Below are 25,545 nucleotides of genomic sequence, written 5' to 3' on the forward strand. Positions count from 1 at the left end.
ACTGTTCGGACCATCGGCACGGCAACCGCCACCGGCGCCCCGACGCCACGCCCCCCCCCCCCCCCCCCCCCCCCCCCCCCCCCCCCCCCGCCCGGGGGGGGGGGGGGGGGGGGGGGGGGGGGGCCCCCCCCCCCCCCCCCCCCACGGCCCGTTCAGCGACCGGGGCTCAGCGCCCCGGTCCACTGCTCAGCGGACTCGACCCAGCAGCCGTTCAGCAGCCGTGGTCGAACGTCGCGGTCACGGCCTGGGAGACCGAGAAACCCGCGGCGGCACTCTCCACGGTGTAGACGACGCTGGCGATGCAGGCCGGGGTGGTGGCCGGGGCGTCCGAGAGGGCGTCCGCGGTCAGGCCCTCGACGCTGACGTAGGTGCCGTAGCTGGAGACGAGCTCCATGGCGATCGTGTTCTGGGACATGGTGATGCTCCTTCAGGTGGTCGAGCGGTAGCTGGACGGGGTGTCAGCAGCCCTTGTCGAAGGTGGAGGTGACGAGGCTGACCGCGGCCGAGGCGCCGCTGGCGCAGGCGCCCGAGCTCTCCAGGCTGATCACGGAGACGCAGACGAAGGTGGTGGCCGGGGCGTCCGAGGCCGCCACGGCGCCGAGCTCGGCGGCGTCGGTGTACGCCCCGTAGCCCGCCACCAGCTCCATCGTGGTCAGGTGCTGGCTCATGTTCCGCTCCTCTTGATACGTGGTGTCGCAGCCGGCGCCGCCCGGCCGGGTGGGGCCGGGGGCGCGGCTTGGACTGGAAGCGGGAGGGCGCGTGCACTCGTCCCCCCGCAACCACCCCAAACCGGGTGGCGCGGCCGGTGCTCAGTCGAGCACCGGCGGTGAGGTGCTGTTGGCGGCCGGATCGGTGACGGCGATCCGGGCCGCGGTGAAGTGGTCGGCGACCAGCTCGGGCAGCGGGGCGCCGCCCTTGCGGTGCTCGATCAGCGCTTGGGCGAGCACGCCCGCCCGGTGCTGGCCGAAGCTGAGGCCGCGCATCCCGGGCCGCGGATCCGTCGGCTCCCAGGCGGCGGCGATGCCGGGCGCGAGGCGGCGGGTGAAGAGCGAGACGTCGGCTCCCAGACCCGGCAGGCCGACCAGGGCGGCGGCCAGCTCGGTGGCCAACTCCCAGGAGCCCTCCCGCAGATACACCACCAGGGCGTCCCGTCGCGGGTAGAGGACCCGGGTGGAGACCACCTTCGCGCGGTAGCCGGCCCGCGCGTCGTGCAGGAAGGCGAGCGCCGCGCGCCAGACCTCGACGCCCGGGTCGGGCTCGGTGAGGTGGACGTAGACCCGCAGCACCGGCCCGGCTCCGGCGGCCGGCCGCTCACCGTCCACCAGGAAGAAGCCGGGCGACAGCGCCGGGCGCGCCGCCGCAGCCCGCACGGCGACCGGCTGACCGGCCGTCAGGGCGGCCGGCTCTGCCGGGGCCAGGATCCGCTCGCGCGGCGTCCAGACCCGCACGCCCTCGCGGCGCAGCAGGACCGGCCCGTCCGCGCCCACCGGCATCTCCTCGACCTGGGCCGTCACCGTCGTGGTCCGGTTGGGCACGGCCGCGGCGAGCACCTGCTCGAAAGCGGCGTCGCGCAGGTGGAAGGGGATCGAGCCGGGTTCCGGGTCGAGACCCGCGTGCAGCACCTCGTACATCGCGGTGGAGAGCAGCCGCTGGAGCTCGCGCGGGTGCTCCGCGGTCAGTTCGCGGTGGCCGACGGTGGCGGCCGAGAGGTCCTCGGCGATCCACACCTGCTCCACCGCCCGGGCCAGTTGCTCCGGCAGGCCGGTGGTCTGCGGGGCGGTCATGCGGTCTCCTCGAATCCCAGGGTGGCGGCGAACTTCGCGGGCTCCAGCAGGGCGGCCCGGCCGACGCCGGCGGCCGCGCGCTCGATGCCGGACAGGCGCGCGGTCCGGGTGGCGCTCGCCATCAGCCGGTCCAGCGTGTGCCAACCGGCGAAGGCGGTGGCGCGCTCGGCCAGGCCGGGGTCGACCTCGGGGCGCACCGCGCGGTACCCGCGCCAGAAGGCCACGGTGCGCGGCCGCAGCCGGGCGAGCTTCTCGACGCCGCGCCGCAGCACCGTCTCGTGGTCCAGCTCGAAGTCGACGAACGCCGTGGAGCCGGGCGCCGCGTCGCCGCGCGTGGTGACGATGTCCAGCACCGAGCGGTAGAGCCACTCCCCGGCGAAGCTGCCGACGTCCCGCGCGGGGTCGGCCAGCCGGAATTCCTCCCAGTCGGTGACGTAGAGCTCGCCACCGGAGACCAGGAATTGGTCGAGCCGCAGATCGCCGTGCGTCGGAACGCGCGGCGCCGCATTCTCCGCGGCCAGCAGCGCGGCGATTCCCTCGGCCAACCGCGGGTCGTTCTGGAAAAGGCTCCAGGCCGATATCTGACCGAAACTGATGGTGTCGAAGAGCTTCTCCGGAATCCCCCGCAGGAGTTCCAGGGAGGGCAGCGGCAGCCGGCTCCGGTCGAGTCGCTCGGCCGGGTCCGGCGCCGCCGCGTGCAGCGCCCCGATGGCCTGCCCGGCGGCGAAGGCGAGTTCGTCGTCGAAGCTCTCCTCGACCATCAACTGGGCGCCGCTGCGCGGCTCGTCGAGGTAGCCGAAGGCCACCAGGCGGGCGGGCTCGTCGCAGCCCAGCAGGCGCGGTCGGCGCAGCTCAGCGGCGTCGACCCGGTCGGCGAAGGCCTCGAAGGCGAGCAGTCGCGCCAGCCGGGCCGCGACGTCCGCCGGAGCGCCGACCAGGCGCTTGACGAAGACCTCACCGCCGCTCTCGGTCGGCCCCAGCCAGGCGAGGTTGCGACCCGGCGCGGTCCTGACCCGGTCCCGGTCGAACGGCCCGTGGCCGAGCCGGCGGAGCAGCGCGTCCACCTCCGGCACCATGGCCAGATCCGGCGCGGCATATCCCTTGTTCGCCAGATCCATCGTTCCCCCGCAATCGCTCCGGCGTCGTCCGTCGACCAGAACACTGCCACCCGGTGAGTTCGGGGACCAGGTGTCCCGGTGACAGTTCGCTGCCAATCGGATGGCGTCGTCATGCCTTACCCGGGAGGCCGATCGGGGCCCCGCGAATCCACTGTTCGAACTACGGTTTTCCCGTGCTCATACAACTGCTCAAGGGCCGGCTGCGGACCCGGCTGAAGCCGGTCCTGCTGCTGGTCGCGCTCCAAGCGGCGCAAGCGGTCGCGACCCTCTACCTGCCGACGCTCAACGCCGACCTGATCGACCACGGGGTGCTCACCGGCGCGGTCGGGCACATCCTGCGGGTGGGCGCGGTGATGACCGCGATCACCCTGGCGCAGGTCTGCTGCGCGCTCGGCGCCGGGTACCTCGCCGCCGCCGTCGCGCTGGCCGTCGGGCGGGACCTGCGGACCGAGGTCTTCGCCCGGGTGCACGCCTTCTCCGCCCGCGAGGTGGCCCACTTCGGCGCACCCTCGCTGCTCACCCGGACCACCAACGACCCGCAGCAGGTGCAGGCCGTCCTGCTGCTGGCGCTGACCCTGCTGGTACCGGCCCCGATCATGTGCGCGGGCGGCATCGTGCTGGCCCTCGACCAGGACCTGCCGCTCTCCGGCCTGCTGGTGGCGGCGGTGCCGGTGCTGGGCGTGCTGATCGGGCTGATCATGCATCGGATGGGGCCGCTCTCGCGCGGCCTCCAGGAGCGGGTCGACACGGTCAACCGGCTGTTGCGCGAGCAGATCGCCGGGATCCGGGTGATCCGGGCGTTCGTCCGCGACGACCACGAGCAGCGCCGGTTCGCCGCCGCCAACGGCGAGTTGGCCACGCTGTCGCTGCGGGTGGGCCGGCTCGGCTCGCTGCTGGGCCCGGCGGTGATGCTGGTGGTCAACCTCTCCAGCCTGGCCGTGCTCTGGTTCGGCGCCCAGCGGATCGACCACGGGCAGCTGCGGCTCGGCGCCCTGACGGCCTTTCTCTCCTATCTGACCCAGATCCTGATGAGCGTCATGATGGCCACGCTGCTCTTCATGGTGGCGCCGCGGGCCCAGGTCTGCGCCGAGCGGATCCATCAGGTGCTGGCCACCGAACCCGCGCTCGCCGCACCGGCGCGACCGGTCACCGCCGCCCCGGCGCACGGCCGACTGGAGCTGGTGGACGTGGAGTTCCGCTATCCGGGGGCCGAGGCCCCGGTCCTGCGCGGCGTGCGGCTGACGGTTCGTCCGGGCGAGACCACCGCGGTGGTCGGCAGCACCGGCAGCGGCAAGAGCACGCTGGTGCAGCTGGTCCCGCGGCTGCTCGACCCGACGGCGGGCCAGGTGCTGATCGACGGGGTGGACGTGCGGCGGCTGGACCCGGCCGCGCTGGCCGCAACCGTCGGCTGGGTGCCGCAGCAGCCCCAGCTCTTCACCGGCACGGTCGCCGAGAACCTCCGCTACGGCCGCCCCGGCGCCACGGACGAGGAACTGTGGCAGGCCCTGGAGGTCGCGCAGGCCAGGGAGTTCGTCGCCGCCCTGCCGGCCGGGCTGGCCACGCCGGTGGCCCAGGGCGGCGCCGGCCTGTCCGGCGGCCAGCGCCAGCGGCTGTGCATCGCACGGTCCCTGGTGGTGCGCCCGAAGGTGCTGCTGCTCGACGACGCGTTCGCCGCACTGGACGCCGGCACCGACGCGGCGCTGCGAGCCGCACTCCAGGAGGCCACCGCCTCGGCCGCCGTCCTGCTGGTCGCCCAGCGGATCAGCACGGTGCTGGCGGCCGATCAGATCGTGGTGCTGGACCGCGGGCGGGTGGTCGCCACCGGCACCCACCACGAGCTGCTGGCCGCCAGCACCACCTACCGGGAGATCACGTTCTCCCAACTCGCCGAGCAGGAGGCAGCATGACCGCCCGTCCGCAGGACCACCGCCGCCGGCTGCTCGGGCTGCTCCGCCCCGAGCTGCCGGCGGTGCTCGGCTCGCTCGTGCTCGCCGCCGCCTCGGTGGCGCTCTCCGTGCTGGCCACCCGGCTGCTGGGCCGGGTCACCGACCTGATCGCGGCGGGCCTGCTGGGCCGCTCGCTGCCCGCCGGGCCGACCAAGGCCCAGGTCATCGAGGTGCTGCGGCAGCGGGGCCAGGGCCGGCTGGCCGATCTGCTGGCTCCGCTGCGCGTGGTCCCCGGTCACGGGGTCGACTTCACCGCGCTGGCCCACCTGCTGCTCTGGGCCCTGGTGGTGTACGCCGTGGCCGCGCTGCTCGGGGTGCTCCAGGGCCGGCTGGCCGCCCGCACGATCCAGCGCACCGCGCGGCGGCTGCGCGCCGAGGTGGCGGCCAAGCTCTCCCGGCTGCCGCTGAGTTACTTCGACCGGCAGACCCGGGGCGAGGTGCTCAGCCGGGCCACCAACGACATCGACAACCTCGCGCAGGCCTTCCAGCAGACGATCGGCCAGCTGGTCACCTCGGCGCTGGGCCTGGCGGCCGCGCTGGTGATGATGGTGTGGATCTCCTGGCTGCTCGCGCTGGTCGCCCTGGTCACCGTGCCGGCGGCGGCGTACCTGGCAACGGCGGTGGGGCGCCGGGCCCGGCCGCAGTTCGCCGCCCAGTGGGCCGCCACCGGCCGGCTCAGCTCGCACGTCGAGGAGATGTACACCGGCCACGGCGTGGTGCGGGCGTTCGGGCGCCGGGACGAGTCGCTGCTGGCCTTCGAGGAGCAGAACGAGGAGCTCTACCGCACCGGACTGAAGGCGCAGTTCATCTCCGGGATCATCCAGCCCGCGATGATGTTCATCGGCAACCTCAACTACGTGGCGGTCGCCGTGGTCGGCGGGCTGCGGGTGGCCAGCGGCGCGCTCTCCATCGGCGACGTGCAGGCCTTCATCCAGTACTCGCGCCAGTTCAGCCAGCCGCTCACCCAGATCGCCGGGACCTCGACGCTGGTGCAGTCCGCCCTCGCCTCGGCCGAGCGGGTCTTCGAACTGCTGGACGCCGAGGAGCAGTCCGCCGAACCCGAGCGCCCCGAGCGCCCGGCCGAACTGCGCGGCCTGGTCTCCTTCGAGGACGTCGCCTTCCGCTACGACCCCGACAAACCGCTGATCGAGGACCTCTCCCTCAAGGTCGAACCAGGCCAGACCGTCGCCATCGTCGGACCCACCGGCGCCGGCAAGACCACCATGGTCAACCTCCTCATGCGCTTCTACGAGGTCACCGGCGGCCGGATCACCCTGGACGGCGTCGACATCGCCGCCATGTCCCGCGAGGAACTGCGCGCCGGCATCGGCATGGTCCTCCAGGACACCTGGCTCTTCGGCGGCACCATCGCCGACAACATCGCCTACGGCGCCACCCACGCCACCCGCGAGCAGGTCATCGAAGCCGCCAAAGCCGCCCACGTCGACCGCTTCGTACGCACCCTGCCCGAGGGCTACGACACCGTCATCGACGACGAAGGCACCGGCGTCAGCGCCGGCGAGAAGCAACTCATCACCATCGCCCGCGCCTTCCTCGCCCAACCCAGCATCCTGGTCCTGGACGAAGCCACCAGCTCCGTCGACACCCGCACCGAAGTACTGATCCAACGCGCCATGGCCCTACTGCGCACCGGCCGCACCAGCTTCGTCATCGCCCACCGCCTCTCCACCATCCGCGACGCCGACGTCATCCTCGTGATGGAGAACGGCTCGATCGTCGAACAGGGCTCGCACGACGACCTGATCGCCACCGAAGGCGCCTACGCCCGCCTCTACCAAGCCCAGTTCGCCCAAGCCGTGGCCGCACCGCCGAGCGTCGGGCCGCGCCCTGGGGCCGACGCTCAGCCGCGCGGCCGCCGGACCAGCACCGTGGCGCCGTAGAGCAGCAGGGCGAGCACCGCCGCGCCCGCCGCACCCGCGATCGCATCGGCCGCCGTCAGCACCGCGTCGCCCGCCCGCAGCACCCGGGGCACCTCACCGGCCACCATGATCAATCCGGCCAGCCCCGGCAGCCACTCCAGATGGCTGCGCCGCCGGGCGGCCCGCAGCCGCCGATGCCGGTGGTCGTACACCGTGGCCGCCAGGCGCACGCTCACCGCCATCAGCAGGAAACCGGTCCAGACCAGCGGCCACCGTTCCGACTCGAACACCGCGTCACCTCCCCCGTTCTCCTCCCCTACAGGGACGCTACCCGCGTCACGCACCGCTCTACCGGAGTGCGTGAAGGTTCTGAGCGAGATCTGAGCTACGCATACTGTTCTGATGACCATTCAGACGATCGCCGTCCGCCGCCTGGAGCTCGGCTCGTTCGTCCGCCCCGGCAGCGAGACCGCGGACGGCCACCCCCGCGTCGAACCGGTCCTCGGCTACCTGGTGCGGCATCCCGAGGGGCTCCTGCTCTTCGACACCGGCCTCGGCGCGGGCGACCCCGGGACGGAGGCCCACTACCGTCCCCGCCGCCGCCCACTGCCCCAGGCGCTGGCAGCTGCCGGGGTGACGCCCGACGAGGTGAGCGTGGTGGTCAACTGCCATCTGCACTTCGACCACTGCGGCGGCAACCCGCTGCCGCCGGGGGTCGGCTAGCCGGCGCCGACCGACCAGAGCCGACCGGAGCCGACCGGCCAGATCTCGGTCCCGCATCGAAGAAGGGGCCCCCTAGCCTTCGCCTACGCGCGTAGATATGCTGATCTGGTGACTATGTCCACTGTTGCAGCCAACGCCCCCGGCGCCGCGGGCGGCGGCCTGAGCGACGTCGCCGCCTCCGAGGCCTCGCTCCGCCGCTTCCTGCACGGCCTGCCCGGCGTCGACGCCGTCGGCCTGGAAGCCCGCGCCGCCTCCCTCGGTACGCGTTCGATCAAGACGACGGCCAAGGCCTTCGCGATCGATCTCGCCATCTCGATGATCGACCTGACCACGCTGGAGGGCGCGGACACGGTCGGCAAGGTGCGCGCCCTGTGCGCGAAGGGGAAGCACCCCGACCCGAGTGATCCGTCCGCCCCGCGGGTCGCCGCGATCTGCGTCTACCCGGACATGGTCGCCACCGCCAAGGAAGCCCTCGCGGGCACCGGGATCCAGGTGGCCTCGGTCGCCACCGCCTTCCCCGCCGGTCGCGCCGCGCTCCCGGTGAAGCTCGCCGACACCGCCGACGCGGTGGCCGCCGGAGCCGACGAGATCGACATGGTGATCGACCGCGGCGCCTTCCTGTCCGGCCGCTACCTCGACGTCTTCAACGAGATCACCGCCGTCAAGCAGGCCTGCGTGCGGCCCGACGGCAGCTCGGCACACCTCAAGGTGATCTTCGAGACCGGCGAGCTGCAGACCTACGACAACGTCCGCCGGGCCTCCTGGCTGGCCATGCTGGCCGGCGCGGACTTCATCAAGACCTCGACCGGCAAGGTCACCGTCAACGCCACGCCCCCGGTGACCCTGCTGATGCTCGAGGCGGTGCGCGACTTCAAGGCGGCCACCGGCGTGCAGGTCGGCGTGAAGCCGGCCGGCGGCATCAAGACCACCAAGGACGCGATGAAGTACCTGGTGATGGTCAACGAGACGCTCGGCGACGACTGGCTGACCCCGCACTGGTTCCGCTTCGGCGCCTCCAGCCTGCTCAACGATCTGCTGATGCAGCGTCAGAAGCTCAGCACCGGCCGGTACTCCGGTCCCGACTACGTGACGGTGGACTGATCACGATGGCCAAGAACAAGAAGACCGAGGCCGAACTGCCGAAGAGCGGCCCGCTGTTCGGCTACGCACCGGCGCCCGAGTCCCCCGCCGCGGCCGGCGACATCGCCACCTCCTACGGCCACTTCATCGGCGGTCAGTTCGTCGACTCCAGCGGCAGCGAGGCGCTGAAGACGGTCAACCCGGCCACCGAGCAGGTGCTGGCCGAGTTCGCCCAGGGCACCGAGGAGGACGTGGACCGCGCGGTCAAGGCGGCCCGGAAGGCCTTCGGCGACTGGTCGGCGCTGCCCGGCAGCGAGCGCGCCAAGTACCTGTACCGGATCGCCCGGATCATCCAGGAGCGCTCGCGCGAGCTGGCCGTGCTGGAGTCGATCGACAACGGCAAGCCGATCAAGGAGACCCGCGACTTCGACCTGCCGATGGTCGCCGCGTGGTTCTTCTACTACGCGGGCTGGGCCGACAAGCTGGACTACGCCGGTTTCGGCCCCAACCCGCGCCCGGTGGGCGTGGCCGCCCAGGTCATCCCGTGGAACTTCCCGCTGATGATGCTGGCCTGGAAGATCGCCCCGGCGCTCGCCACCGGCAACACGGTCGTCCTCAAGCCGGCCGAGACCACCCCGCTGACCGCACTGCGGTTCGCCGAGATCTGCCGCCAGGCCGGTCTGCCCAAGGGCGTGGTCAACATCGTCACCGGTGACGGCCGCACCGGCGCCGCGCTGACCGCGCACCCGGACGTCAACAAGGTCGCCTTCACCGGCTCGACCAGCGTCGGCCGTTCGATCGCCCGGCAGCTGGCAGGCAGCCGCAAGAAGCTGTCGCTGGAGCTGGGTGGCAAGGCCGCCAACATCGTCTTCGACGACGCGCCGATCGACCAGGCGGTCGAGGGCATCGTCAACGGCATCTTCTTCAACCAGGGCCACGTCTGCTGCGCCGGCTCCCGACTGCTGGTCCAGGAGTCGATCCAGGACGAGCTGCTGGAGGCGCTCAAGCGCCGGATGGCCACGCTGCGCGTGGGCGACCCGCTGGACAAGAACACCGACATCGGCGCGATCAACTCGGCCGGCCAGCTGGCCCGGATCACCGAGCTGACCGCGGCCGGCGAGGCCGAGGGCGCCGAGCGCTGGTCGCCGGCCTGCGAACTGCCGTCCACGGGCTACTGGTTCCGCCCCACGCTGTTCACCGGCGTGAGCCAGGCGCACCGGATCGCCCAGGAGGAGATCTTCGGCCCGGTGCTCTCGGTGCTGACCTTCCGCACTCCGGACGAGGCCGTGGCGAAGGCCAACAACACCCCGTTCGGCCTCTCCGCCGGGATCTGGACGGAGAAGGGCTCGCGCATCCTCTGGATGGCGGACCGGCTCAAGGCCGGTGTGGTGTGGGCCAACACCTTCAACAAGTTCGACCCGACGTCGCCGTTCGGCGGTTACAAGGAGTCGGGTTACGGCCGCGAGGGTGGCCGCCACGGTCTGGAGGCCTACCTCGATGTCTGATGTCATCCGGCTTGACGTGATGAAGACCTACAAGCTGTTCGTCGGCGGGAAGTTCCCGCGTTCCGAGAGCGGACGGGTGTACGAGGTGAGCGACAGTAAGGGCCAGTGGCTGGCCAACGCCCCGCTCGGGACCCGCAAGGACACCCGGGACGCCGTGCTGGCTGCCCGGGCGGCCGTGAAGGGCTGGGCCGGGACCACGGCCTACAACCGCGGCCAGGTGCTCTACCGGGTGGCCGAGATGCTGCAGGGGCGGCGCGAGCAGTTCGCCGCCGAGGTGGCCGCAGCCGAGGGCCTGGGCGCCAAGAAGGCCGCCGCGCTGGTGGACCAGGCGATCGACCGCTGGGTCTGGTACGCGGGCTGGACCGACAAGGTGGCGCAGATCGCGGGCGCCGCCAACCCGGTGGCCGGGCCGTACTTCAACCTCTCGCTGCCGGAGCCGACCGGCGTGGTGGGCATCGTGGCCCCGCAGACCGGCTACGGGCACTCGTTCCTCGGCCTGGTCTCGGTGATCGCCCCGGCGATCGCCACCGGCAACACCGTCGTGGTCGCGGCGGCCGCCGACGCGCCGCTGCCGGCCCTGTCGCTCGGCGAGGTGCTCGCCACCTCGGACGTGCCCGGCGGCGTGGTGAACATCATCTCCGGCCGCACCGCCGACCTGGCGCCGACGCTCGCCTCGCACCAGGACGTCAACGCCCTCGACCTGACCGGCGCGATCGCCGCCGAGGGCCCGGGCGCGGCGGCTGTCCTGGAGGCGGCCGCGGCCGATACATTGAAGCGGGTGCTGCGCCCGGCGGTCGATCCGTCGGCGCAGGACTGGACCAGTGCCCCGGGCACCGACCGGCTGCTCTCCTTCCTGGAGACCAAGACGGTCTGGCACCCGATGGGCCAGTAGCCCCGGTTCCCGCCGGACCACCCACCCAAGGCTGGCCGTCCCAAGTGCCCCTCCCCCCCCGGGGCCCGGACGCGCCATCGACGGGCCCGCGCCTCTCCCCCCTGGCGCGGGCCCGTCACCTGTTTCCCGCCGTTTCCCGCTGTTTCCCGCTGTTTCCCGCCGCACGACTGTTTTCGCCGAACGACGGGTTACGAGCACCGCGTCCGATGCGTCAGACTGATGTCTCGTGAGTGACTCGCCGTTGAACCCCGCCTCGACCACCTGTGCCCGCGTGGTGCTGCTCTCCGGGCCCTCGGGATCGGGGAAGTCCTCGCTGGCCGAGCGCCTGGCGCTGCCGGTGCTGCAGCTGGACGACTTCTACAAGGACGGCGACGACCCGAGCCTGCCGCAGTTGCCGGACGGCTCCGGCATCGACTGGGACTCGCCGCTCTCCTGGCACGGCGCGCAGGCGCTGGCCGCGATCCGGCAGCTGGTGGAGACCGGACGGGCCGAGGTCCCGGTCTACTCGATCCCGGCCAACGGCCGGGCCGGCTCGCACACCCTGGAGCTGGGCGGCTCCCCCGCCTTCATCGCCGAGGGGATCTTCGCCGCCGAACTGGTCGCCGCCTGCGAGGCCGAAGACCTGCTCGGCGCCGCCCTCTGCCTGCGCAACCGCCCGCTGACCACGGCCTGGCGCCGGTTCCGCCGCGACGTCCGCGAGGGCCGCAAGTCCGTCCCCTACCTGCTGCGCCGCGGCTGGCGGCTGATGCGCGCCGAGCGCGGCATCGTGGCCCGCCAGGTCGAACTCGGCGCCGACGCCTGCGCGGGCGCCGAGGCGGCCGCCCGGGTGCGCGCGGTGGTCCGCCAGGGCGGACGGATCGCGGTCGGGGCCTGACGCGACGGGGCTAGGGCGGCAGTTCCCACGTGTACCGCTCCCCCGGCACGTTCCGGATGAAGCTCGCACGCAAGCAGTCGGGCCCGGTGTCCTCTCCCGAGACACCGGGCCCGACTGTTCTTGCGGGTAGGCGGCTTCCCTGCCGCCGCGGCTCCCCCGAGCCCGCGGCCGCTCCGCTTCCCCACCCGTCCCCCGACGGGAGTCCTTGTCGTTCAGGCCGTTGGACGACCAGTCTCCGTTACGCCACCAGCTCGCCGAAGGCGAAGGCGGTGTCGCCGTTGCGGTTGAGCTGCTCGTCGTCGCGCAGGCGGCGCAGGGCGCGCCAGATGCTGCTCTTGACGGTGCCGACGCTGATGCCCAGGATGTCGGCGATCTCCGGGTCGGTGCGGCCCTCGTAGTAGCGCAGCACCAGCATGGTGCGCTGGTTCTCCGGGAGCTTGGCGAGCGCCTGCCACAGGACGGCGCGCAGTTCGGTGCCGCCCATCGCGTCGGTGTCGCCGACCGTCTCCGGCAGCTCCTCGGTCGGGTACTCGTTGAGCTTGCGCCGGCGCCAGGCCGAGATGTGCAGGTTGGTCATGGTGCGGCGCAGGTAGCCGCCGACCGCCGCCTTGTCGGTGATCCGGCCCCAGGCCCGGTAGGTGCTGAAGAGCGCGCTCTGCAGCAGGTCCTCGGCCTCGAAGCGGTCACCGGTCAGGTGGTAGGCAGTGGCGTACAGGGAGGCGCGGCGCTCGCGCACGTACGCGGTGAACTCCGTCAGGTGGTCCACCTCGGCGGCCGAGGGCTCCCCCTGCACGCCTCCCTGCTCGCCCTGCCGGACGCTCTCCTCGACCGGCGCGAGCCGGTAGAGGGTGGCGCCCTCGGTCTGGCCGGCCTGCGGCTCCCCCGAGCCGGCCGCGGTCAGACCGCCCCCGTTCACCGCGTGCGTCCCAGTGTGCGTTCCCCCGAACACTCCCCCCGGCACGCCCTGCGTCCTGCTCCCGCCGCCCACTCGGCGAGCCCCCGTGCAGTGCTCGACCCGGACCTTCGCCGCCGGCCGAACGCCGCGGACTGCCGGGTTGTGCGCATCCCAGATGCCCCGGGTCTCAAGCGTTGCGGTCATTGCTGCCCCCATGGTCGGTACGAGCGAGTTCATTCCACCTCCGCCGCTGCGTCCCGGTTGTTGTCCGGTTCGTGGCGGCGACATGGAAAAGCTTGCCCGGCGCCCGTCATGGTGGTGTCTGGCGACTGTCACAGCGGTGTCACAAGCACCAGGACCTTCGTCCCGCAGTGACCCGCGACACCTGCGACGCCCAGGCTGGCTCGGACGGTTCCCGGCGGCACATCCGGTGAGCCAGAATGACCAGGTGCCTTTCCTCCTATTGATCGAGGACGACGACGCCATCCGGACCGGCCTCGAACTCGCCCTCACCCGCCAGGGCCACCGCGTGGCCGCCGCAGCGTCCGGAGAGGACGGCCTCCGGCTCTTCAAGGAACAGCGTCCGGACCTCATCGTGCTGGACGTGATGCTGCCCGGAATCGACGGCTTCGAGGTCTGCCGCCGGATCCGGCGCACCGACCAGTTGCCGATCATCCTGCTGACCGCGCGCTCGGACGACATCGACGTGGTCGTCGGCCTGGAGTCCGGGGCCGACGACTACGTGGTCAAGCCGGTCCAGGCCCGGGTGCTGGACGCCCGGATCCGCGCCGTGCTGCGGCGCGGTGAGCGGGAGAGTTCGGACTCCTCGGCCTACGGCTCGGTGGTGATCGACCGCTCGGCGATGACCGTCACCAAGGACGGCGAGGACCTCCAGCTGACCCCCACCGAGCTGCGGCTGCTGCTCGAACTGAGCCGCCGCCCCGGCCAGGCGCTCTCCCGCCAGCAACTGCTGCGGCTGGTCTGGGAGCACGACTACCTGGGCGACTCCCGGCTGGTGGACGCCTGCGTGCAGCGGCTGCGGGCCAAGGTGGAGGACGTCCCGTCGGCGCCCACCCTGATCCGTACCGTGCGCGGGGTGGGCTATCGTCTGGACCCGCCCGCCTGACCGCACCCACGCGCCGCGCGCCTCCCGTGCTGCCGCCTGCCCTGACACCGAATGGCTGACCCGACACGTGACTGATCATCAGAACGGCCGCCGCCGCTTCGCTCGCAGGCTGTGGCGGCGGCTGCGACTGAGTTCGCTGCGGGTCCGGCTGGCCGCGGTGTTCGCCGTGGTCGCGCTGACCGCCGCCGTCTCCGCCTCCGGCATCGCCTACTGGCTGAACCGCGACGCGGTGCTCAAGCGCGCCCAGAACAGCACCCTCACCGACTTCCGCTCCTCGCTCAGCCGCAACGTCTCCGACCTGCCGCTGGGCGCGAGCTGCGCGGCGCTCAACCAGCTGGCCGAGAACGTGGCCAGCTCCGGCCTGAGCTACAACGTCGTGGTGGTGGACGACAGTCAGCCCGACTGCGTCGCCACCTCCGACCCGCGCTTCACCGTGGCCCAGGTGCCGCACGCGCTGCTGGCCACCGTGCCCAAGCCGCGCGCCGTCGGCCCCGGCAACGCGTACCAGTACCACCTGTACTGGCAGCGGGTGAACCTCGACCGCACGCCGTACGTGGTCGGCGGCACCCGGGTGTTGCAGACCAACCTGACCGCCTACATGTTCAAGTCGCTGGACAACGAACGGGCCGATCTGGACACCCTGGGCTGGTCGTTGGCGGTGGCGACGGCGCTCGCGCTGATCGCGGCCACCCTGCTGGCCCAGGCCGCGTCCGCCACCGTGCTCCGGCCGGTGCGCCAACTCGGCGACGCGGCCCGCCGGTTGGGCGAGGGCAAGCTGGACACCCGGCTGGAGGTCAGCGGCGCGGACGAACTGGCCGACCTGGCGAGGACGTTCAACCGCACCGCTGAGGCACTCGCCGAGCAGGTCGAGGAGTTGAGCGCCCGGGAGGCGCAGAGCCGCCGGTTCGTCGCCGACATGTCGCACGAGCTGCGCACGCCGTTGACCGCGATGACGGCCGTCACCGACATCCTGGAGGACGAGGCCGAGTCGCTGGACCCGATGATCGAGCCGGCCGTGCGGCTGGTGGTCAGCGAGACCCGCCGGCTCTCCGACCTGGTGGAGAACCTGATGGAGGTGACCCGGTTCGACGCCGGCACCGCCAAGCTGGTCGCCGACGAGATGGACATCGCCGACCTGATCATGTCCTGCATCGACGGCCGGGCCTGGTACGACGCGGTCGAGGTGGACGCCCCGCGCGGGGTGCTGGCCGTGGTCGACCCGCGCCGGCTCGACGTGGTCTTCGCCAACCTGATCGGCAACGCGCTCAAGCACGGCGGCTCGCCGGTGCGGGTCAAGGTCAGCCAGGGCGCCGGGCCGACCGGCGCGGGCGAGGTGGTGGTCGAGGTCTCGGACAGCGGGCCCGGCATCCCCGAGGACGTACTGCCGCACGTCTTCGACCGGTTCTTCAAGGCCGACAAGGGGCGGGCCCGCTCGGAGGGCAGCGGGCTCGGGCTCTCCATCGCGATGGCCAACGCGCAGATCCACGGCGGCACCATCACGGCCGCCAACGCGCCGGACGGCTCCGGCGCGGTCTTCACGCTGCGCCTACCGCTGCGGCCGCCGGCCCGGGACGGGGCAGTGGACAGCGGGACGGACAGCGGGACGGGCGGCGGGACGGACAGCCGACCGGGGGGCTCGGGGGAGCAGACCGAGCGGAGGTCGGACCAGTGAACCAGGTGACGAGCAGCGGCGGTTGGCCGAAATGGGCGCTGGCGCTGGCGATCGGCGCGGCCACCGCCGCGCTGGCGAGCGGCTGCGGCATCCGGCCCACGGCCGTCCCGGTCGACGCCGGCCCACCGGCCAGCCGCACCGCCTGCCCGAGCGTGGTGCACCCGCCGGCCGTGCCGGCCCCCATGGGCACCCCGACCAGCCCGGCGACCGGCTCGCCCCGGGCCTCGGGCCGGCCCACCGCCGCCCCCTCGCCGGTGGTCGTGCCGTCGCCCAGCAGCCCGTTCAACGCGCTGCCCTCGCCGACGCCGAGCGGGACGCCCAACTGCCAGTGACCACGGACGAGCGGGACCGGGACGAGCAGTCGCGCGGTGGCGCTGTGAGCGACGCCACGCCCGAGCGCGTGGAGCGGCGGGAACCGGCTTGACCTGGCACCGCGTCCTGAAGGGCGTGCAGCGAGATGGCACCGGCGTGCGGAATGCGCGCGACAGCGTGCGGATCGAGGACCGACGGCAGGCCACCACGACGGCCACGCCGCCGGACGACCCTTCGGGGACTGCGGACTCGTCTGGGGCGGCCGAGGCCCTGCCCCTCGCACTGCGTTCGGTCGGCCTGAGCCTGCTCGCGCTCTACGCCCTGCTGCTGGCCTGGCTGACCCTGCGCCAGGTGTCCACTGCCTGGGCCTACGACGCCAACCTGACCCCGTTCGCCTCCGTGCACCGCGCGCTCGGCACCGGTGGGGCCGCCGGCCTGCGGCAGGTCGCGGGCGGGCTGGCGACGCTGGCGCCGCTCGGCGTGCTGCTGCCGATGGCGGGCGGACGGCTGCGGACGGCGTGGCTGCCGTCCTTCCTGCAGACCCTGGGCGCCACCGCGCTGATCGCCACCGCCCTCGAGGTGGTCCGCACGGGCGTGGCCGGGCAGGTGCTCAACGTGGACGACATACTGCTCGGCGTGATCGGCGCGGCGCTCGCCCACCTGGCGGTGGTCCCGGCCGGGCGCGCCCGGCTGCGGGCCCGGCCGACGGCGGAGCAGCCCGCAACGACTCCGACCCCGGCAGCGGCGCCCGCGCCGACCCCGAGCCCGAGCCCGGCCGGCGCCGAACCGCCCGCGCCCACCACCACCGTCACCACCGCCGTCACCACCGCCCGCGACAGGCTCGACGACACCCCGGCCGGCCGCCTGCACCACCTGCGCACCCACCGCCCGGGCCCGCTGCCGGTCACCCGCCACCACGCCCCGGCCCGCGCGCACCGCTTCTGAGGCACGGCCGGCTCAGGGCCGCCCCTGAGTCGAACCCCGAGATCCGCCCACCCCGCCCCGGTGAGACTCCGGGGTGCCGGATCGGCATCCGGGCTGACGCTCGACCAGGTCCACCGGACGCAGCATGGAGTCACAGCCCCGGGACCACCGGAGCGTCACCCCGCTACCGCTCGGAGACCGCCATGACCGCCATCCGCACGCTGGCCCGCCCCCGCCACGACCGCCTCGTCGCCGGCGTCTGCGCCGGGATCGCCGAGCGCTTCGGCCTCTCCGCCTGGACGGTCCGGCTGATCTTCCTGGTCTCCTGCCTGCTGCCCGGGCCGCAGTTCCTGGTCTACCTGGCCCTGTGGCTGCTGCTCCCGCAGGAGCCCTGACCCGGCCGGCCGAACCCCGGGTACGACACAGGGCCGCCTGCTCCGCTCGCGCGCAGTAGGCGGCCCTGGTGTGAGCCGTGGTGGCCCGATCCGTCAGCCGACCCCGGGCAGGCCACCGCTCACCGGCGCGGCGCCGCCGAGCAGGCCGCCCACCGGGCCGGGTGCCTGCTTCGCGATGCCGCCGAGCGCGCCGACCGGCAGCCCGCGGGTGGCCTCGCCGGCCGGGGCAGCGGCCGCCGGGGCCTGCGCGGCGGGCGCCTGGCCGGCGTTGGAGTCGAGCATGCCGGTGGCGTGCGAGACCGGACCGCCGACCGCCGGGGCCTTGTCCAGAGTCCCGGTCAGGCCAGTGGTGTCGGGCAGCGCACCGGTGGGCAGCGCGCCGAGGCCGCCGGGGGCGGCGGCCGACGCGGCACCGGCGGCGGTGGCCGCGATGACGACGCCGAGCGCCGCCGTGCCGGCAGCCTTGAGAGTGGCCTGCTTCATGGGTCCGTCCTAGGGTCCGTCGGGCCGGCGCGGGCTCGCGCCAGGGCGGGCCCGAAGGCACCAGCCCAGCGTGTGCCGCTGCACCGTGTCAGCAGTGATTGGCTCACCGTAGACAGTCCGTCGTGCCGGGACCAAAGCGTGTCACTCGGCCGAGTGAACCGTCATACAGTCGCACCGCGCCTTCCCCGTACGGAGTCTGACGGATCCTCAGCAGTGGACGGCCACTCGGCGACCGACCGCCCTCAGGCCGAGGCGCCGAACAGCCACTCGGCCTTGAGCTCCGCGTACCCCGGCTTGATCACCTCGTTGATCATCGCCAGCCGCTCGTCGAACGGCAGGAACGAGGACTTCATCGCGTTGACGGTGAACCACTGCATGTCGTCCAGCCCGTACCCGAAGGCCTCGATCAGGTGGCCGAACTCCTGGCTCATGCTGGTCCCGCTCATCAGCCGGTTGTCGGTGTTCACGGTGACCCGGAACTTCAGCCGGCTGAGCAGCCCGATCGGGTGCTCGGCGTAGGAACTCGCCGCCGCCGTCTGCAGGTTGGAGGTCGGGCACATCTCCAGCGGGATCCGCTTGTCGCGCACGTAGGCGGCCAGCCGGCCGAGCTCGACGGTGCCGTCCTCGTTGACCGTGATGTCGTCGATGATCCGCACACCGTGGCCGAGCCGGTCGGCGCCGCAGCACTGCAGCGCCTCCCAGATCGAGGGCAGGCCGAAGGCCTCGCCGGCGTGGATGGTGAAGTGGTTGTTCTCGCCCTTGAGGTAGTCGAAGGCGCCCTGGTGCCGGGTCGGCGGGTGGCCCGCCTCGGCGCCGGCGATGTCGAAGCCGACCACGCCGGCGTCGCGGTAGCGGTTGGCCAGCTCGGCGATCTCCTGCGAGCGGGCGGCGTGCCGCATCGCGGTGAGCAGGGTGCCGACCTTGATCCGGTGGCCGTTGGCCCGGGCTTTGGCCTCACCGATCCGGAAGCCCTCGTTGACCGCCTCGACCACCTCGTCCAGGCTCAGCCCGGCCTCCAGGTGCTGCTCGGGGGCGTAGCGCACCTCGGCGTAGACCACGCCGTCGGCCGCCAGGTCCTCGGCGCAGTCGGCGGCGACCCGGATCAGCGCGTCCCGGGTCTGCATCACGGCACAGGTGTGCGCGAAGGTCTCCAGGTAGCGGACCAGCGAGCCGGAGTCGGCGGCCTCGCGGAACCAGACGCCCAGCTCGGCCGGGTTGGTGGTGGGGAGCCCCTGGTAGCCGCAGGCGGCGGCCAACTCGACGATGGTCTCGGGGCGCAGGCCGCCGTCCAGGTGATCGTGCAGCAGCACCTTGGGGGCGCGACGGATCTGGTCGGCGGTGGGGACACGCGGGGCCGTGGTGCCCGCGGGGACGGTGATCTGCTTCTCCATGGCGAGAGTGTAATGCCTACGCGCGTAGATCGAGTCCCGCCACGACAGCCCTTCGCCCGGCCGGCCGCCGCCCCCTCGGCCGCGTTCCAGCAGCCGTCCTCAGCCACGTTCCAGCAGCCGCCCGCGCCGCGACAGCACGAACTCCCGGAACGCCTGCGCGGGCGGCGGCAACGACCGGCCGGTCACCCAGGCCAGCCCGATCGCCCGCCGGGTCCGCGGTGCCGTCACCGTCAGGTCGACCACCCCGGGCCGCGGCACCGTCCCCGGCGGCAGCAGCGCCACCCCGAGCCCGGCCGCGACCAGCCCGCGCAGCGTCTCCGCCTCCTCGCCCTCGAAGGCGATCCGCGGCGCGAACCCGGCCTGCGCGCAGAAGTCGTCGGTGATCCCGCGCAGCCCGTACCCCTGCTCCAGCGCGACGAACGGCTCCTCGGCCACCTCCGCCAGCCGGATCCGGCGCCGCCCGGCGAGCCGGTGGTCGGCGGGCACCACCAGGTGCAGCGGCTGCTCGTCCAGCGGCCGGGCGGTCAGCTCGGGGTCGTCCTCGGCGGGCAGCGGCGAGACCAGGCACAGGTCCAACTCGCCCGCCCGCAGCCGGGCCAGCATCGCCGCCACGTAGTCCTGCACCAGCTGGAACCGCACCCGCGGGTGGTCGGCCCGAAAGCCCCGCAGCAGCGCGGGCACCGCGTCCGTCCCCATGGTGTGGAGAAACCCGAACGCCACCCGCCCGGCTGCCGGGTCCACCTCGGCCCGCACCGCCCGGGCCCCGCGCTCCAGCTCGGCCAACGCCCGCTCCACCGAGCCGAGCAGCAGCTGACCGGCTCTGGTCAGCCGCACCGTGCGGCCCTCGCGGACCAGCAGGTCGGCCCCCAACTCCCGCTCCAGCCGGGCGATCGCGCGCGACAGCGTGGGCTGCGGCATGGCGAGCAGCTCGGCCGCCCGGGTCACGTGCTCCAGCCGGGCCACCGCCGCGAACTGCGCCAGCTTCGGCGCGAGTTGGACCGCCGGAGCCTGCGGGTCCAGCTCGACGGGTCTCGGGACGGGATTCTCCTCATACGCCACAGCATGAATTGTGGCCCATTGATGTATTGGACGCATGGAATCGGGCAGGTCTAGCGTCATTGCCATGCCTCCCGTGGAGACCACCGCAGCCGAGGCATCCGCCGCAGTCACCGCCCCGGGTGCCGTCCACTCCGCCACCACCACCGACCTGCGACTGCGCCCCGGGCAGCGGGACTTCCGGCGCTCCAACCTCGCGCTGTTCGCCGCCGGCATCGCCACCTTCGTGCTGCTCTACTCCACCCAGGGCCTGCTGCCGCTGCTCTCCGCCGGCCTCGACCTCACGCCCGGGCAGGCGAGTTGGACGGCCTCGGCGGCCACCCTCGGCCTCGCACTCGGCCTGCTGCCGGCCAGTGCGCTCTCCGACCGCTACGGGCGCACGGCGGTGATGACCGGCTCGGTGCTCGCCGCCTCGCTGATCGCCGTCGCGCTGCCGTTCGCCCCCTCGCTCGGCGTCCTGGTCGCACTGCGCGCGCTCCAGGGCGCGGCGCTGGCCGGCCTGCCCGCCACCGCGATGGCCTACCTCGTGGAGGAGGTGCACCCGAGCGCGCTGCCGTCCGCGATGGGCCTCTACGTCGCGGGCAACAGCATCGGCGGCATGGGCGGCCGCCTGGTCGCCGGCTGGACCGGCGCCGCCTGGGGCTGGCGCTGGGGCCTGGCCGCCTCGGCCGCGCTCGCGCTGCTCTCGGTGCTCGCCTTCCGCCTGCTGATCCCCACCGCCCGCCACTTCCGCCGCACCCCCGTGGACGCCCGCGCCCTGGCCCGCACCGTCGGCGCCCACCTGCGCAACCCGCTGCTGCTGCGGCTGTACGCGCTGGGCATGCTCTTCATGGCCGTCTTCGGCGCGGTCTACAACACCGTCGGCTTCCGGCTGATCGCGGCGCCCTTCCACCTGCCGCAGTCGGTGGCCGCCTCGATCTTCGTGGTCTACCTGGTCGGCACCGGCACCTCCGCCGCCGCCGGACGCCTCACCCGCGCCCTGGGCCGCCGGGGCGCCCTCTACGTCGCGATCGGCCTGACCACCGCGGGCCTGCTGCTCTCCCTCGCGAACTCCCTGCTCTGCGCACTGCTCGGCCTGGTGCTGATCACCGGCGGCTTCTTCGCCGGTCACGCCACCGCCTCCTCGGCCGTGGGACGGACGGCGCAGCACGGCCGGGCCCAGGCCTCGGCCCTCTACCTGATGGCCTACTACCTGGGCAACAGCCTCGGCGGCACGGTGGGCGCGGACGCCTTCCACGCGGTCGGCTGGTCGGGCGCGGCAGTTGTGGGCCTGGCGGCGATGACCCTGGCGGGCGGCGTGACGCTGTACGCCACCTGGCGGGCGGCGGGGGTGGGTACGGTGCGGGCATGAACGTCGACGATGTCGACGTCTCAGTCGGCCGACGGGTCGGGCTCGCGTCGCCCCTTCCACTCCTCGGACCCGAGGGCGAGGAATCCCGTCCCCTGGCAGTCCGTACAGGTCTCCGGCACGTAGCTCGCGCCCACCACGATGGCCGGCTTTCCGTCGTGGCCGAGGTAGTCCCGCGCGCCCATCCGGGCGCGGGCACGGGACCCCTGGTTGCAGTTGGGGCACTGCAGGCGGAACTTCACGAACCCAGGCCCGGTCGGCTGCTGCTGCTCGTCATCGCTCATGGCGTCAGTATCGCGGCTTCCCGGATCGGCCCGCCGTGCCGCACCCATCGCGAGTGGACCCCGGCCCCGTACGGTCAGGACACCCCGCCGAGCGCCAGCGCGAGCCGATCGGGCCACGGGTTCGGGTGGTCGTCGGGCGGATACGCCCGGATCTGCCCGACCCAACGGCCCATCTCCTCGGCGCGCCACTGCTCGAACGCCGCCCGGTCCGCGTCGTACCGCTCCCTGGTGTTCGCCTCGCGGTAGCCGTCATCCCATTCCGCACTCCGGGCGAAGGGGTGGAGGTGCTCGACCACGACGTCCGGCAGGTAGGTGATCCCGTCGAGGGCCTGTCCGAGTTCCAGCCAGGCGTTGTCGGCCCACAGGTGGACGATGCCCGGCGGGACCATCAGCCCGGTGGCCAGCACGATGTCGCTGGTCATCGCGACCTGGGTGGGCAGGTCCGGACCGACGAGGAGGTCGTTGCCGTAGACGATGCCGGTGCCGAGCTCGTCGAGCGCCTCGACGTAGCGCTGATCCCAGCCGACGGTGCGCGGCACGTTGTCGTCGCCCAGGAAGCCGATCTTGGGGAAACGGGCGGCGACCTGCGGCGCGTAGTAGTTGAGGGTGCCGGCCAACCGCAGGCGCGGCGCTTCGAGGAGGTGGAACTCCGGGCCGTCGGTGCCCGCTCCACGGTTGCCGCGTGCGGTCTCGTGGAGCTCGCGGTAGCCCGGCAGGACCGGATCGTCGAAGTCGACGCAGGCGATGAGCGTCGTGGCAGTGGTGCACGTCTCGGTGAACGCCTGCCAGAGCCGACGGAGGTTGTCCGGCCGGCCACGCGTGGGGACCAACATGGCGAGGGCTGCCATCGAACGTGCCACCAACCTTCCACTAAGGGCGCGAGCTTGCCTCGGCGCCGAGCCGGGCCGGCACGCGGACCGGCCACCAGGCGCACATCGGTGTCCACGGGGCACGCCGGGGGCGGGGTTCACGCGGGGTCCATCCGCCTCCCGGGTGAATGCGGCTCGCCCGACGAGCCGCATCCCCGGTGCGCCTGCGCGCCTCCCGCATCCCCGTTCGACTGGAGTGAGCAGCGACCCGTCCCGCCACCACCCGGAGCCCCCGCATGCCCCAGTCCCTCGCCGCCGTCCTGCTCCTCACCCTCACCGCCGCACCCCGCCCCACCCTCGCCGACTCCGGCACCTCCCCGAGCCTGCTCACCGTCGGCGCGCTCGCCCTCACCCTGCTCACCCTCGGCACGGTCGCCCTCGTCCGCAGCCACCGCCGCTGACCCGCGGCCGGCCGCCCGCACGAAATCCGGTTGTCGCCGCCGCCCTCCCCCGCTCAGAATCGGCGCCATGTCCGCCGCTGCCGCCGTCCTGACCGATGACCAGATCGAGCGCTTCGTCACCGAAGGCTTCGTCCACCTCCCCGAGGCGTTCCCGCGCGAACTCGCCGACGAGTGCCGGGCGTTCCTCTGGCGCGAGACCGGCCTGGACCCCGAGGACCCGGCCACCTGGACGCAACCCGTGGTGCGCCTGGACGGCTACGGGGACGCACCGTTCCGGCAGGCCGCCGGCACGCCCCGCCTGCACGCCGCCTTCGACCAACTCGTCGGCCCGGGCCGCTGGTTGCCGCGCACCGGGCTCGGCACCTTCCCGATCCGCTTCCCGCACCCGCAGGACCCGGGCGACGCGGGGTGGCACGTGGACGGCAGTTACACCCCGCCCGGCGAACAGGGTTACTGGCTCAACCTCCGCTCCCGGGACCGGGCGTTGCTGATGCTCTTCCTCTTCTCCGACGTCGACGCCGACAGCGCGCCGACCCGGATCAAGGTCGGCTCGCACCTGGACGTGCCGCCGTTCCTGGAGCCCCACGGCGAGCGCGGGGTGAACCTGTTCGAGCTCTGCGGCGCGATGGACGAGGTCGGCAAGCTCGACTCGCCGGACCGCCCGCAGGCGCTCGCCACCGGGCGGGCCGGGGACGTGTACCTCTGCCACCCGTTCCTGATCCACGGCGCCCAGTCGCACCACGGCACCGTCCCGCGCTTCCTCGCCCAGCCGCCGCTGCTGTCCACCGCACCGCTCGACCTGGACCGCGCGGACGGCGCGCACTCGCCGGTCGAACGCGCCGTGCGGCTCGGGCTCCGCGCCTGAACGGGCCGGCCACCAGCGGTTATCGCACGACGTAACGGGCATATCACCCTGCGGAACCAGGGAGAGAGCCATGGCGATCGTCTTCGACGCGGACTTCGGTTCGACCGAACAATGGGTGGCGGGCCGAACCAGCGCCTATCCGAACATGGGCCCGACCAACCGGGCCGACCACAAACTCGACCGCCTCAACGGCGCCCACTGCCCAGGCGGTCGCTTCACCGCCACCCGCAGCTGGTTCAGCCTCCAGTGGAGCTGCAACCTGCTCACCACCGAGGGCAGCCCGCAGGGATTCCAACTACTGGCCGGCGACACCCTGCACGCCCGGGTCACCCTGCCCACCGGCATCGGCGCCTGGCCGGCCATCTGGACCTGGCGGGACGGCGGCAACGAGGTCGACGTCTTCGAGTACCACCCCGACCACCCCGACCTGCTGGAGGTCAGCAACCACATCGCCGGCACCTCCTCCTACTGGCACGGCGCCGCCGCCGGCGTCGCCCCCGGCGCCACCCTCGACCTCAGCACCACCATCGGCGCCGACTCCGTCGACTGGCACGCGGGCGACACCCTCGTCTACTCGGACGGCCGCGGCGTGGGCGAGGACTGGCACGCCTACCTGATCGTCAACCTGTCCGTATCGGACGGGACTTACCACCCCGCCCCACCGTTCTTCGGCCCGCGCCGGCTCAGCTGGCAGTGCCTGAGCCTGCGGGTGGAACGCTGACCCGGCGCCCACGCGGCCGTCAGACCTGCTCGGCAATGAGCAACTCGGCCATCTCGTCCAGTGTGATCGACCCTTCCCTGCCTTCGTCCTCCGCCTCGTCGGCCAACCGGTCGAGCCAGGCATCTTCCGCCCACTCCCCCATCAACGACTCGCTCATGCGCCCAAACTACGCCAGTCGGCTGCCTAGGCAGACTTTCTGCCAGGTAGACTTGCCGTATGGCTGACCTGAAGCGCCGACGTCGCCCGCATCTGACCTCCACGCCGCTTCGCAAGAAGGGTGTGGTCACGATCCCGCAGGAGATAAGGGAGCAGCTCGACCTCCAGGAGGGGGACCACCTGGTCGTGGCCGTCGAGGACGGACGAATCGTGATGACCCCGGCGTCCGTGATCCCGGACGATCAAGCTTGGTTCTGGACCCCTGAGTGGCAGGCCAAGGAGCAGGAAGTCGAGGAAGATCTGGCCGCCGGCGAGCGCGGCGAGATCTTCGAGGACGGCGAAGCATTCCTCCAGTACTTGGCAGACGACGCCGGAGTCGACCTTGCGGAGATCAAGCGCCGTGCCGACGTATGAGTCGCTGGTCCGCTTCCTGCGTGACTGGAAGGGTCTCAGCGCGACGCAGCGGACCGCGTTCCTGGTGGCCGTCGCGCAGTTCGTCGCCGACCTGCGGGCCGGTCAAGGGTTCCGGCGGGGATTGCGGGTGAAGAAGATACAGGGCTTCGACGACGTCTGGGAGCTGAGCTGGGCACCCGACGGCCGCGCCACCTTCAGTTACGGCGCCCCGGTTCGAGACGGGGTACCGCACATCATCTGGCGCCGGATCGGCTCGCACGACATCTTCAAGAACCCCTGAGCCGGGAAACCCTGAGCACGGAAACGGCGGAGGCCGCGGGGGGGGGGCCCCCCCCCCGGCCCCCCCCGACCAAGAAGGCGACCACACCCCCACCCGTGCAGCACCCCCGGGGGGCGCCGGGTCAACCGGCCCACCGGGGCGTCCACGACCA

29 protein-coding genes and 1 pseudogene are annotated in these 25,545 nt (G+C 73.0%); 18 read left to right on the forward strand and 12 right to left on the reverse strand.

Annotated features, from left to right (window positions below):
- Positions 1 to 211: 211 nt before the first annotated feature.
- The 4 genes from ABH937_RS37080 to lxmK form a co-directional block, all read right to left on the reverse strand.
- Positions 212 to 415 carry a hypothetical protein gene (locus ABH937_RS37080; protein WP_280693988.1) on the reverse strand — a complete coding sequence of 68 codons (204 nt, stop codon included), beginning with the start codon at positions 413 to 415 and terminating at the stop codon, positions 212 to 214.
- Positions 416 to 458: 43 nt separating this feature from the next.
- The gene (locus tag ABH937_RS37085) at positions 459 to 668 is read right to left on the reverse strand and encodes an LxmA leader domain family RiPP (protein WP_280693989.1); all 210 of its coding nucleotides are present in this window, start codon (positions 666 to 668) and stop codon (positions 459 to 461) included.
- A 141-nt stretch (positions 669 to 809) separates the two neighbouring features.
- Entirely contained in the window at positions 810 to 1,784 is a 975-nt protein-coding gene (locus ABH937_RS37090) for a T3SS effector HopA1 family protein (RefSeq protein ID WP_370220770.1), read from the reverse strand.
- Positions 1,781 to 2,902 (reverse strand): class V lanthionine synthetase subunit LxmK, encoded by a 1,122-nt coding sequence (gene lxmK / locus ABH937_RS37095; RefSeq protein ID WP_280693991.1) that lies wholly within the window; start codon positions 2,900 to 2,902, stop codon positions 1,781 to 1,783. Before lxmK ends, ABH937_RS37090 begins: the two co-directional genes overlap by 4 nt.
- A gap of 173 nt (positions 2,903 to 3,075) precedes the next feature.
- Between lxmK and ABH937_RS37100 the strand changes: the two genes are divergently transcribed.
- Together ABH937_RS37100 and ABH937_RS37105 are read left to right on the forward strand one after the other, a co-directional pair.
- Positions 3,076 to 4,809, forward strand: coding sequence for an ABC transporter ATP-binding protein (locus ABH937_RS37100; protein WP_370220771.1), 1,734 nt, complete (start codon positions 3,076 to 3,078; stop codon positions 4,807 to 4,809).
- Positions 4,806 to 6,749, forward strand: a complete 1,944-nt coding sequence (locus ABH937_RS37105; RefSeq protein ID WP_370220772.1) for an ABC transporter ATP-binding protein — start codon at positions 4,806 to 4,808, stop codon at positions 6,747 to 6,749. The genes ABH937_RS37100 and ABH937_RS37105 overlap by 4 nt, the downstream gene beginning before the upstream one ends.
- Here the strand turns inward: ABH937_RS37105 and ABH937_RS37110 are convergent.
- Complete coding sequence (locus ABH937_RS37110) at positions 6,710 to 7,018, reverse strand: hypothetical protein (RefSeq protein WP_370220773.1); 309 nt, start codon at positions 7,016 to 7,018, stop codon at positions 6,710 to 6,712. The two genes, ABH937_RS37105 and ABH937_RS37110, sit on opposite strands and share 40 nt — an antisense overlap.
- 112 nt (positions 7,019 to 7,130) lie before the next feature.
- On the opposite strand from ABH937_RS37110, the pseudogene ABH937_RS37115 reads away from it, so the two are divergent.
- From ABH937_RS37115 to ABH937_RS37135, 5 genes and pseudogenes are all read left to right on the forward strand, one after another.
- Positions 7,131 to 7,442: pseudogene (locus ABH937_RS37115) on the forward strand (MBL fold metallo-hydrolase); the annotation flags it as partial.
- Between the two features lie 123 nt (positions 7,443 to 7,565).
- On the forward strand, positions 7,566 to 8,552 hold the full coding sequence (deoC, locus tag ABH937_RS37120) for a deoxyribose-phosphate aldolase (RefSeq protein ID WP_280692453.1): 987 nt from the start codon (positions 7,566 to 7,568) through the stop codon (positions 8,550 to 8,552).
- Positions 8,553 to 8,557: 5 nt separating this feature from the next.
- Complete coding sequence (locus ABH937_RS37125) at positions 8,558 to 10,036, forward strand: aldehyde dehydrogenase family protein (protein ID WP_370220774.1); 1,479 nt, start codon at positions 8,558 to 8,560, stop codon at positions 10,034 to 10,036.
- Positions 10,029 to 10,928 (forward strand): aldehyde dehydrogenase family protein, encoded by a 900-nt coding sequence (locus ABH937_RS37130; protein WP_280692449.1) that lies wholly within the window; start codon positions 10,029 to 10,031, stop codon positions 10,926 to 10,928. The genes ABH937_RS37125 and ABH937_RS37130 overlap by 8 nt, the downstream gene beginning before the upstream one ends.
- 226 nt (positions 10,929 to 11,154) lie before the next feature.
- Complete coding sequence (locus ABH937_RS37135) at positions 11,155 to 11,802, forward strand: ATP-binding protein (protein WP_280692448.1); 648 nt, start codon at positions 11,155 to 11,157, stop codon at positions 11,800 to 11,802.
- Between the two features lie 238 nt (positions 11,803 to 12,040).
- Here ABH937_RS37135 and ABH937_RS37140 read toward each other — a convergent pair whose 3' ends face one another.
- On the reverse strand, positions 12,041 to 12,718 hold the full coding sequence (locus ABH937_RS37140) for a SigE family RNA polymerase sigma factor (RefSeq protein ID WP_370146413.1): 678 nt from the start codon (positions 12,716 to 12,718) through the stop codon (positions 12,041 to 12,043).
- A gap of 427 nt (positions 12,719 to 13,145) precedes the next feature.
- Here ABH937_RS37140 and ABH937_RS37145 point away from each other — a divergent pair, with 427 nt between their 5' ends.
- The 5 genes from ABH937_RS37145 to ABH937_RS37165 all read left to right on the forward strand — a co-directional run bounded on the left by ABH937_RS37145 (position 13,146) and on the right by ABH937_RS37165 (position 17,126).
- Entirely contained in the window at positions 13,146 to 13,823 is a 678-nt protein-coding gene (locus tag ABH937_RS37145; RefSeq protein WP_280692444.1) for a response regulator transcription factor, read from the forward strand.
- A 67-nt stretch (positions 13,824 to 13,890) separates the two neighbouring features.
- Positions 13,891 to 15,495 carry a HAMP domain-containing sensor histidine kinase gene (locus ABH937_RS37150; RefSeq protein WP_280692442.1) on the forward strand — a complete coding sequence of 535 codons (1,605 nt, stop codon included), beginning with the start codon at positions 13,891 to 13,893 and terminating at the stop codon, positions 15,493 to 15,495.
- A complete protein-coding gene (locus ABH937_RS37155) occupies positions 15,492 to 15,827 on the forward strand; it encodes a hypothetical protein (RefSeq protein WP_280692440.1) in 336 nt (111 codons plus the stop codon). The genes ABH937_RS37150 and ABH937_RS37155 overlap by 4 nt, the downstream gene beginning before the upstream one ends.
- Positions 15,828 to 15,915: 88 nt before the next feature.
- The gene (locus ABH937_RS37160; RefSeq protein ID WP_370220775.1) at positions 15,916 to 16,752 is read left to right on the forward strand and encodes a VanZ family protein; all 837 of its coding nucleotides are present in this window, start codon (positions 15,916 to 15,918) and stop codon (positions 16,750 to 16,752) included.
- 191 nt (positions 16,753 to 16,943) lie between these two features.
- Positions 16,944 to 17,126 carry a PspC domain-containing protein gene (locus ABH937_RS37165; protein WP_370146411.1) on the forward strand — a complete coding sequence of 61 codons (183 nt, stop codon included), beginning with the start codon at positions 16,944 to 16,946 and terminating at the stop codon, positions 17,124 to 17,126.
- A gap of 93 nt (positions 17,127 to 17,219) precedes the next feature.
- Here ABH937_RS37165 and ABH937_RS37170 read toward each other — a convergent pair whose 3' ends face one another.
- The 3 genes from ABH937_RS37170 to ABH937_RS37180 form a co-directional block, all read right to left on the reverse strand.
- Positions 17,220 to 17,609, reverse strand: a complete 390-nt coding sequence (locus ABH937_RS37170; RefSeq protein ID WP_280692436.1) for a hypothetical protein — start codon at positions 17,607 to 17,609, stop codon at positions 17,220 to 17,222.
- 242 nt (positions 17,610 to 17,851) lie between these two features.
- Positions 17,852 to 19,000, reverse strand: a complete 1,149-nt coding sequence (locus ABH937_RS37175; protein ID WP_280692434.1) for an adenosine deaminase — start codon at positions 18,998 to 19,000, stop codon at positions 17,852 to 17,854.
- A gap of 99 nt (positions 19,001 to 19,099) precedes the next feature.
- Positions 19,100 to 20,059 carry a LysR family transcriptional regulator gene (locus ABH937_RS37180; RefSeq protein ID WP_280692433.1) on the reverse strand — a complete coding sequence of 320 codons (960 nt, stop codon included), beginning with the start codon at positions 20,057 to 20,059 and terminating at the stop codon, positions 19,100 to 19,102.
- A gap of 64 nt (positions 20,060 to 20,123) precedes the next feature.
- Between ABH937_RS37180 and ABH937_RS37185 the strand changes: the two genes are divergently transcribed.
- The gene (locus ABH937_RS37185; RefSeq protein WP_280692431.1) at positions 20,124 to 21,407 is read left to right on the forward strand and encodes an MFS transporter; all 1,284 of its coding nucleotides are present in this window, start codon (positions 20,124 to 20,126) and stop codon (positions 21,405 to 21,407) included.
- Between the two features lie 20 nt (positions 21,408 to 21,427).
- Here ABH937_RS37185 and ABH937_RS37190 read toward each other — a convergent pair whose 3' ends face one another.
- Both ABH937_RS37190 and ABH937_RS37195 read right to left on the reverse strand, forming a co-directional pair.
- Positions 21,428 to 21,688, reverse strand: a complete 261-nt coding sequence (locus ABH937_RS37190) for a hypothetical protein (protein WP_280692429.1) — start codon at positions 21,686 to 21,688, stop codon at positions 21,428 to 21,430.
- A 74-nt stretch (positions 21,689 to 21,762) separates the two neighbouring features.
- Positions 21,763 to 22,536 (reverse strand): hypothetical protein, encoded by a 774-nt coding sequence (locus ABH937_RS37195; protein ID WP_280692427.1) that lies wholly within the window; start codon positions 22,534 to 22,536, stop codon positions 21,763 to 21,765.
- 257 nt (positions 22,537 to 22,793) lie between these two features.
- Between ABH937_RS37195 and ABH937_RS37200 the strand changes: the two genes are divergently transcribed.
- The 3 genes from ABH937_RS37200 to ABH937_RS37210 all read left to right on the forward strand — a co-directional run bounded on the left by ABH937_RS37200 (position 22,794) and on the right by ABH937_RS37210 (position 24,544).
- Positions 22,794 to 22,958, forward strand: coding sequence for a hypothetical protein (locus ABH937_RS37200; RefSeq protein WP_280692425.1), 165 nt, complete (start codon positions 22,794 to 22,796; stop codon positions 22,956 to 22,958).
- A 67-nt stretch (positions 22,959 to 23,025) separates the two neighbouring features.
- The gene (locus ABH937_RS37205) at positions 23,026 to 23,823 is read left to right on the forward strand and encodes a phytanoyl-CoA dioxygenase family protein (RefSeq protein ID WP_280692423.1); all 798 of its coding nucleotides are present in this window, start codon (positions 23,026 to 23,028) and stop codon (positions 23,821 to 23,823) included.
- 70 nt (positions 23,824 to 23,893) lie between these two features.
- Positions 23,894 to 24,544 carry a beta-glucanase gene (locus ABH937_RS37210; protein WP_280692421.1) on the forward strand — a complete coding sequence of 217 codons (651 nt, stop codon included), beginning with the start codon at positions 23,894 to 23,896 and terminating at the stop codon, positions 24,542 to 24,544.
- A gap of 19 nt (positions 24,545 to 24,563) precedes the next feature.
- On the opposite strand, the gene ABH937_RS37215 is transcribed toward ABH937_RS37210, so the two are convergent.
- Positions 24,564 to 24,701 (reverse strand): hypothetical protein, encoded by a 138-nt coding sequence (locus ABH937_RS37215; RefSeq protein ID WP_370220776.1) that lies wholly within the window; start codon positions 24,699 to 24,701, stop codon positions 24,564 to 24,566.
- A 59-nt stretch (positions 24,702 to 24,760) separates the two neighbouring features.
- Here ABH937_RS37215 and ABH937_RS37220 point away from each other — a divergent pair, with 59 nt between their 5' ends.
- Together ABH937_RS37220 and ABH937_RS37225 are read left to right on the forward strand one after the other, a co-directional pair.
- Complete coding sequence (locus tag ABH937_RS37220; protein ID WP_370220777.1) at positions 24,761 to 25,114, forward strand: AbrB/MazE/SpoVT family DNA-binding domain-containing protein; 354 nt, start codon at positions 24,761 to 24,763, stop codon at positions 25,112 to 25,114.
- Complete coding sequence (locus ABH937_RS37225) at positions 25,101 to 25,394, forward strand: hypothetical protein (RefSeq protein ID WP_370220778.1); 294 nt, start codon at positions 25,101 to 25,103, stop codon at positions 25,392 to 25,394. Before ABH937_RS37220 ends, ABH937_RS37225 begins: the two co-directional genes overlap by 14 nt.
- Positions 25,395 to 25,545 lie beyond the last annotated feature (151 nt).

It is taken from the genome of Kitasatospora sp. GAS1066B (assembly GCF_041262605.1).
Taxonomy (GTDB): domain Bacteria; phylum Actinomycetota; class Actinomycetes; order Streptomycetales; family Streptomycetaceae; genus Kitasatospora.

Coding starts and splice junctions, on each gene's coding strand:
- ABH937_RS37185 (WP_280692431.1), top strand. CDS start 20,124: ATGCCTCCCGTGGAGACCACCGCAGCCGAGGCATCCGCCGCAGTCACC.
- deoC (WP_280692453.1), top strand. CDS start 7,566: ATGTCCACTGTTGCAGCCAACGCCCCCGGCGCCGCGGGCGGCGGCCTG.
- ABH937_RS37190 (WP_280692429.1), bottom strand. CDS start 21,688: ATGAGCGATGACGAGCAGCAGCAGCCGACCGGGCCTGGGTTCGTGAAG.
- lxmK (WP_280693991.1), bottom strand. CDS start 2,902: ATGGATCTGGCGAACAAGGGATATGCCGCGCCGGATCTGGCCATGGTG.
- ABH937_RS37085 (WP_280693989.1), bottom strand. CDS start 668: ATGAGCCAGCACCTGACCACGATGGAGCTGGTGGCGGGCTACGGGGCG.
- ABH937_RS37105 (WP_370220772.1), top strand. CDS start 4,806: ATGACCGCCCGTCCGCAGGACCACCGCCGCCGGCTGCTCGGGCTGCTC.
- ABH937_RS37215 (WP_370220776.1), bottom strand. CDS start 24,701: ATGAGCGAGTCGTTGATGGGGGAGTGGGCGGAAGATGCCTGGCTCGAC.
- ABH937_RS37205 (WP_280692423.1), top strand. CDS start 23,026: ATGTCCGCCGCTGCCGCCGTCCTGACCGATGACCAGATCGAGCGCTTC.
- ABH937_RS37220 (WP_370220777.1), top strand. CDS start 24,761: ATGGCTGACCTGAAGCGCCGACGTCGCCCGCATCTGACCTCCACGCCG.
- ABH937_RS37170 (WP_280692436.1), bottom strand. CDS start 17,609: ATGAAGCAGGCCACTCTCAAGGCTGCCGGCACGGCGGCGCTCGGCGTC.
- ABH937_RS37090 (WP_370220770.1), bottom strand. CDS start 1,784: ATGACCGCCCCGCAGACCACCGGCCTGCCGGAGCAACTGGCCCGGGCG.
- ABH937_RS37200 (WP_280692425.1), top strand. CDS start 22,794: ATGCCCCAGTCCCTCGCCGCCGTCCTGCTCCTCACCCTCACCGCCGCA.
- ABH937_RS37175 (WP_280692434.1), bottom strand. CDS start 19,000: ATGGAGAAGCAGATCACCGTCCCCGCGGGCACCACGGCCCCGCGTGTC.
- ABH937_RS37080 (WP_280693988.1), bottom strand. CDS start 415: ATGTCCCAGAACACGATCGCCATGGAGCTCGTCTCCAGCTACGGCACC.
- ABH937_RS37130 (WP_280692449.1), top strand. CDS start 10,029: ATGTCTGATGTCATCCGGCTTGACGTGATGAAGACCTACAAGCTGTTC.
- ABH937_RS37195 (WP_280692427.1), bottom strand. CDS start 22,536: ATGGCAGCCCTCGCCATGTTGGTCCCCACGCGTGGCCGGCCGGACAAC.
- ABH937_RS37125 (WP_370220774.1), top strand. CDS start 8,558: ATGGCCAAGAACAAGAAGACCGAGGCCGAACTGCCGAAGAGCGGCCCG.
- ABH937_RS37210 (WP_280692421.1), top strand. CDS start 23,894: ATGGCGATCGTCTTCGACGCGGACTTCGGTTCGACCGAACAATGGGTG.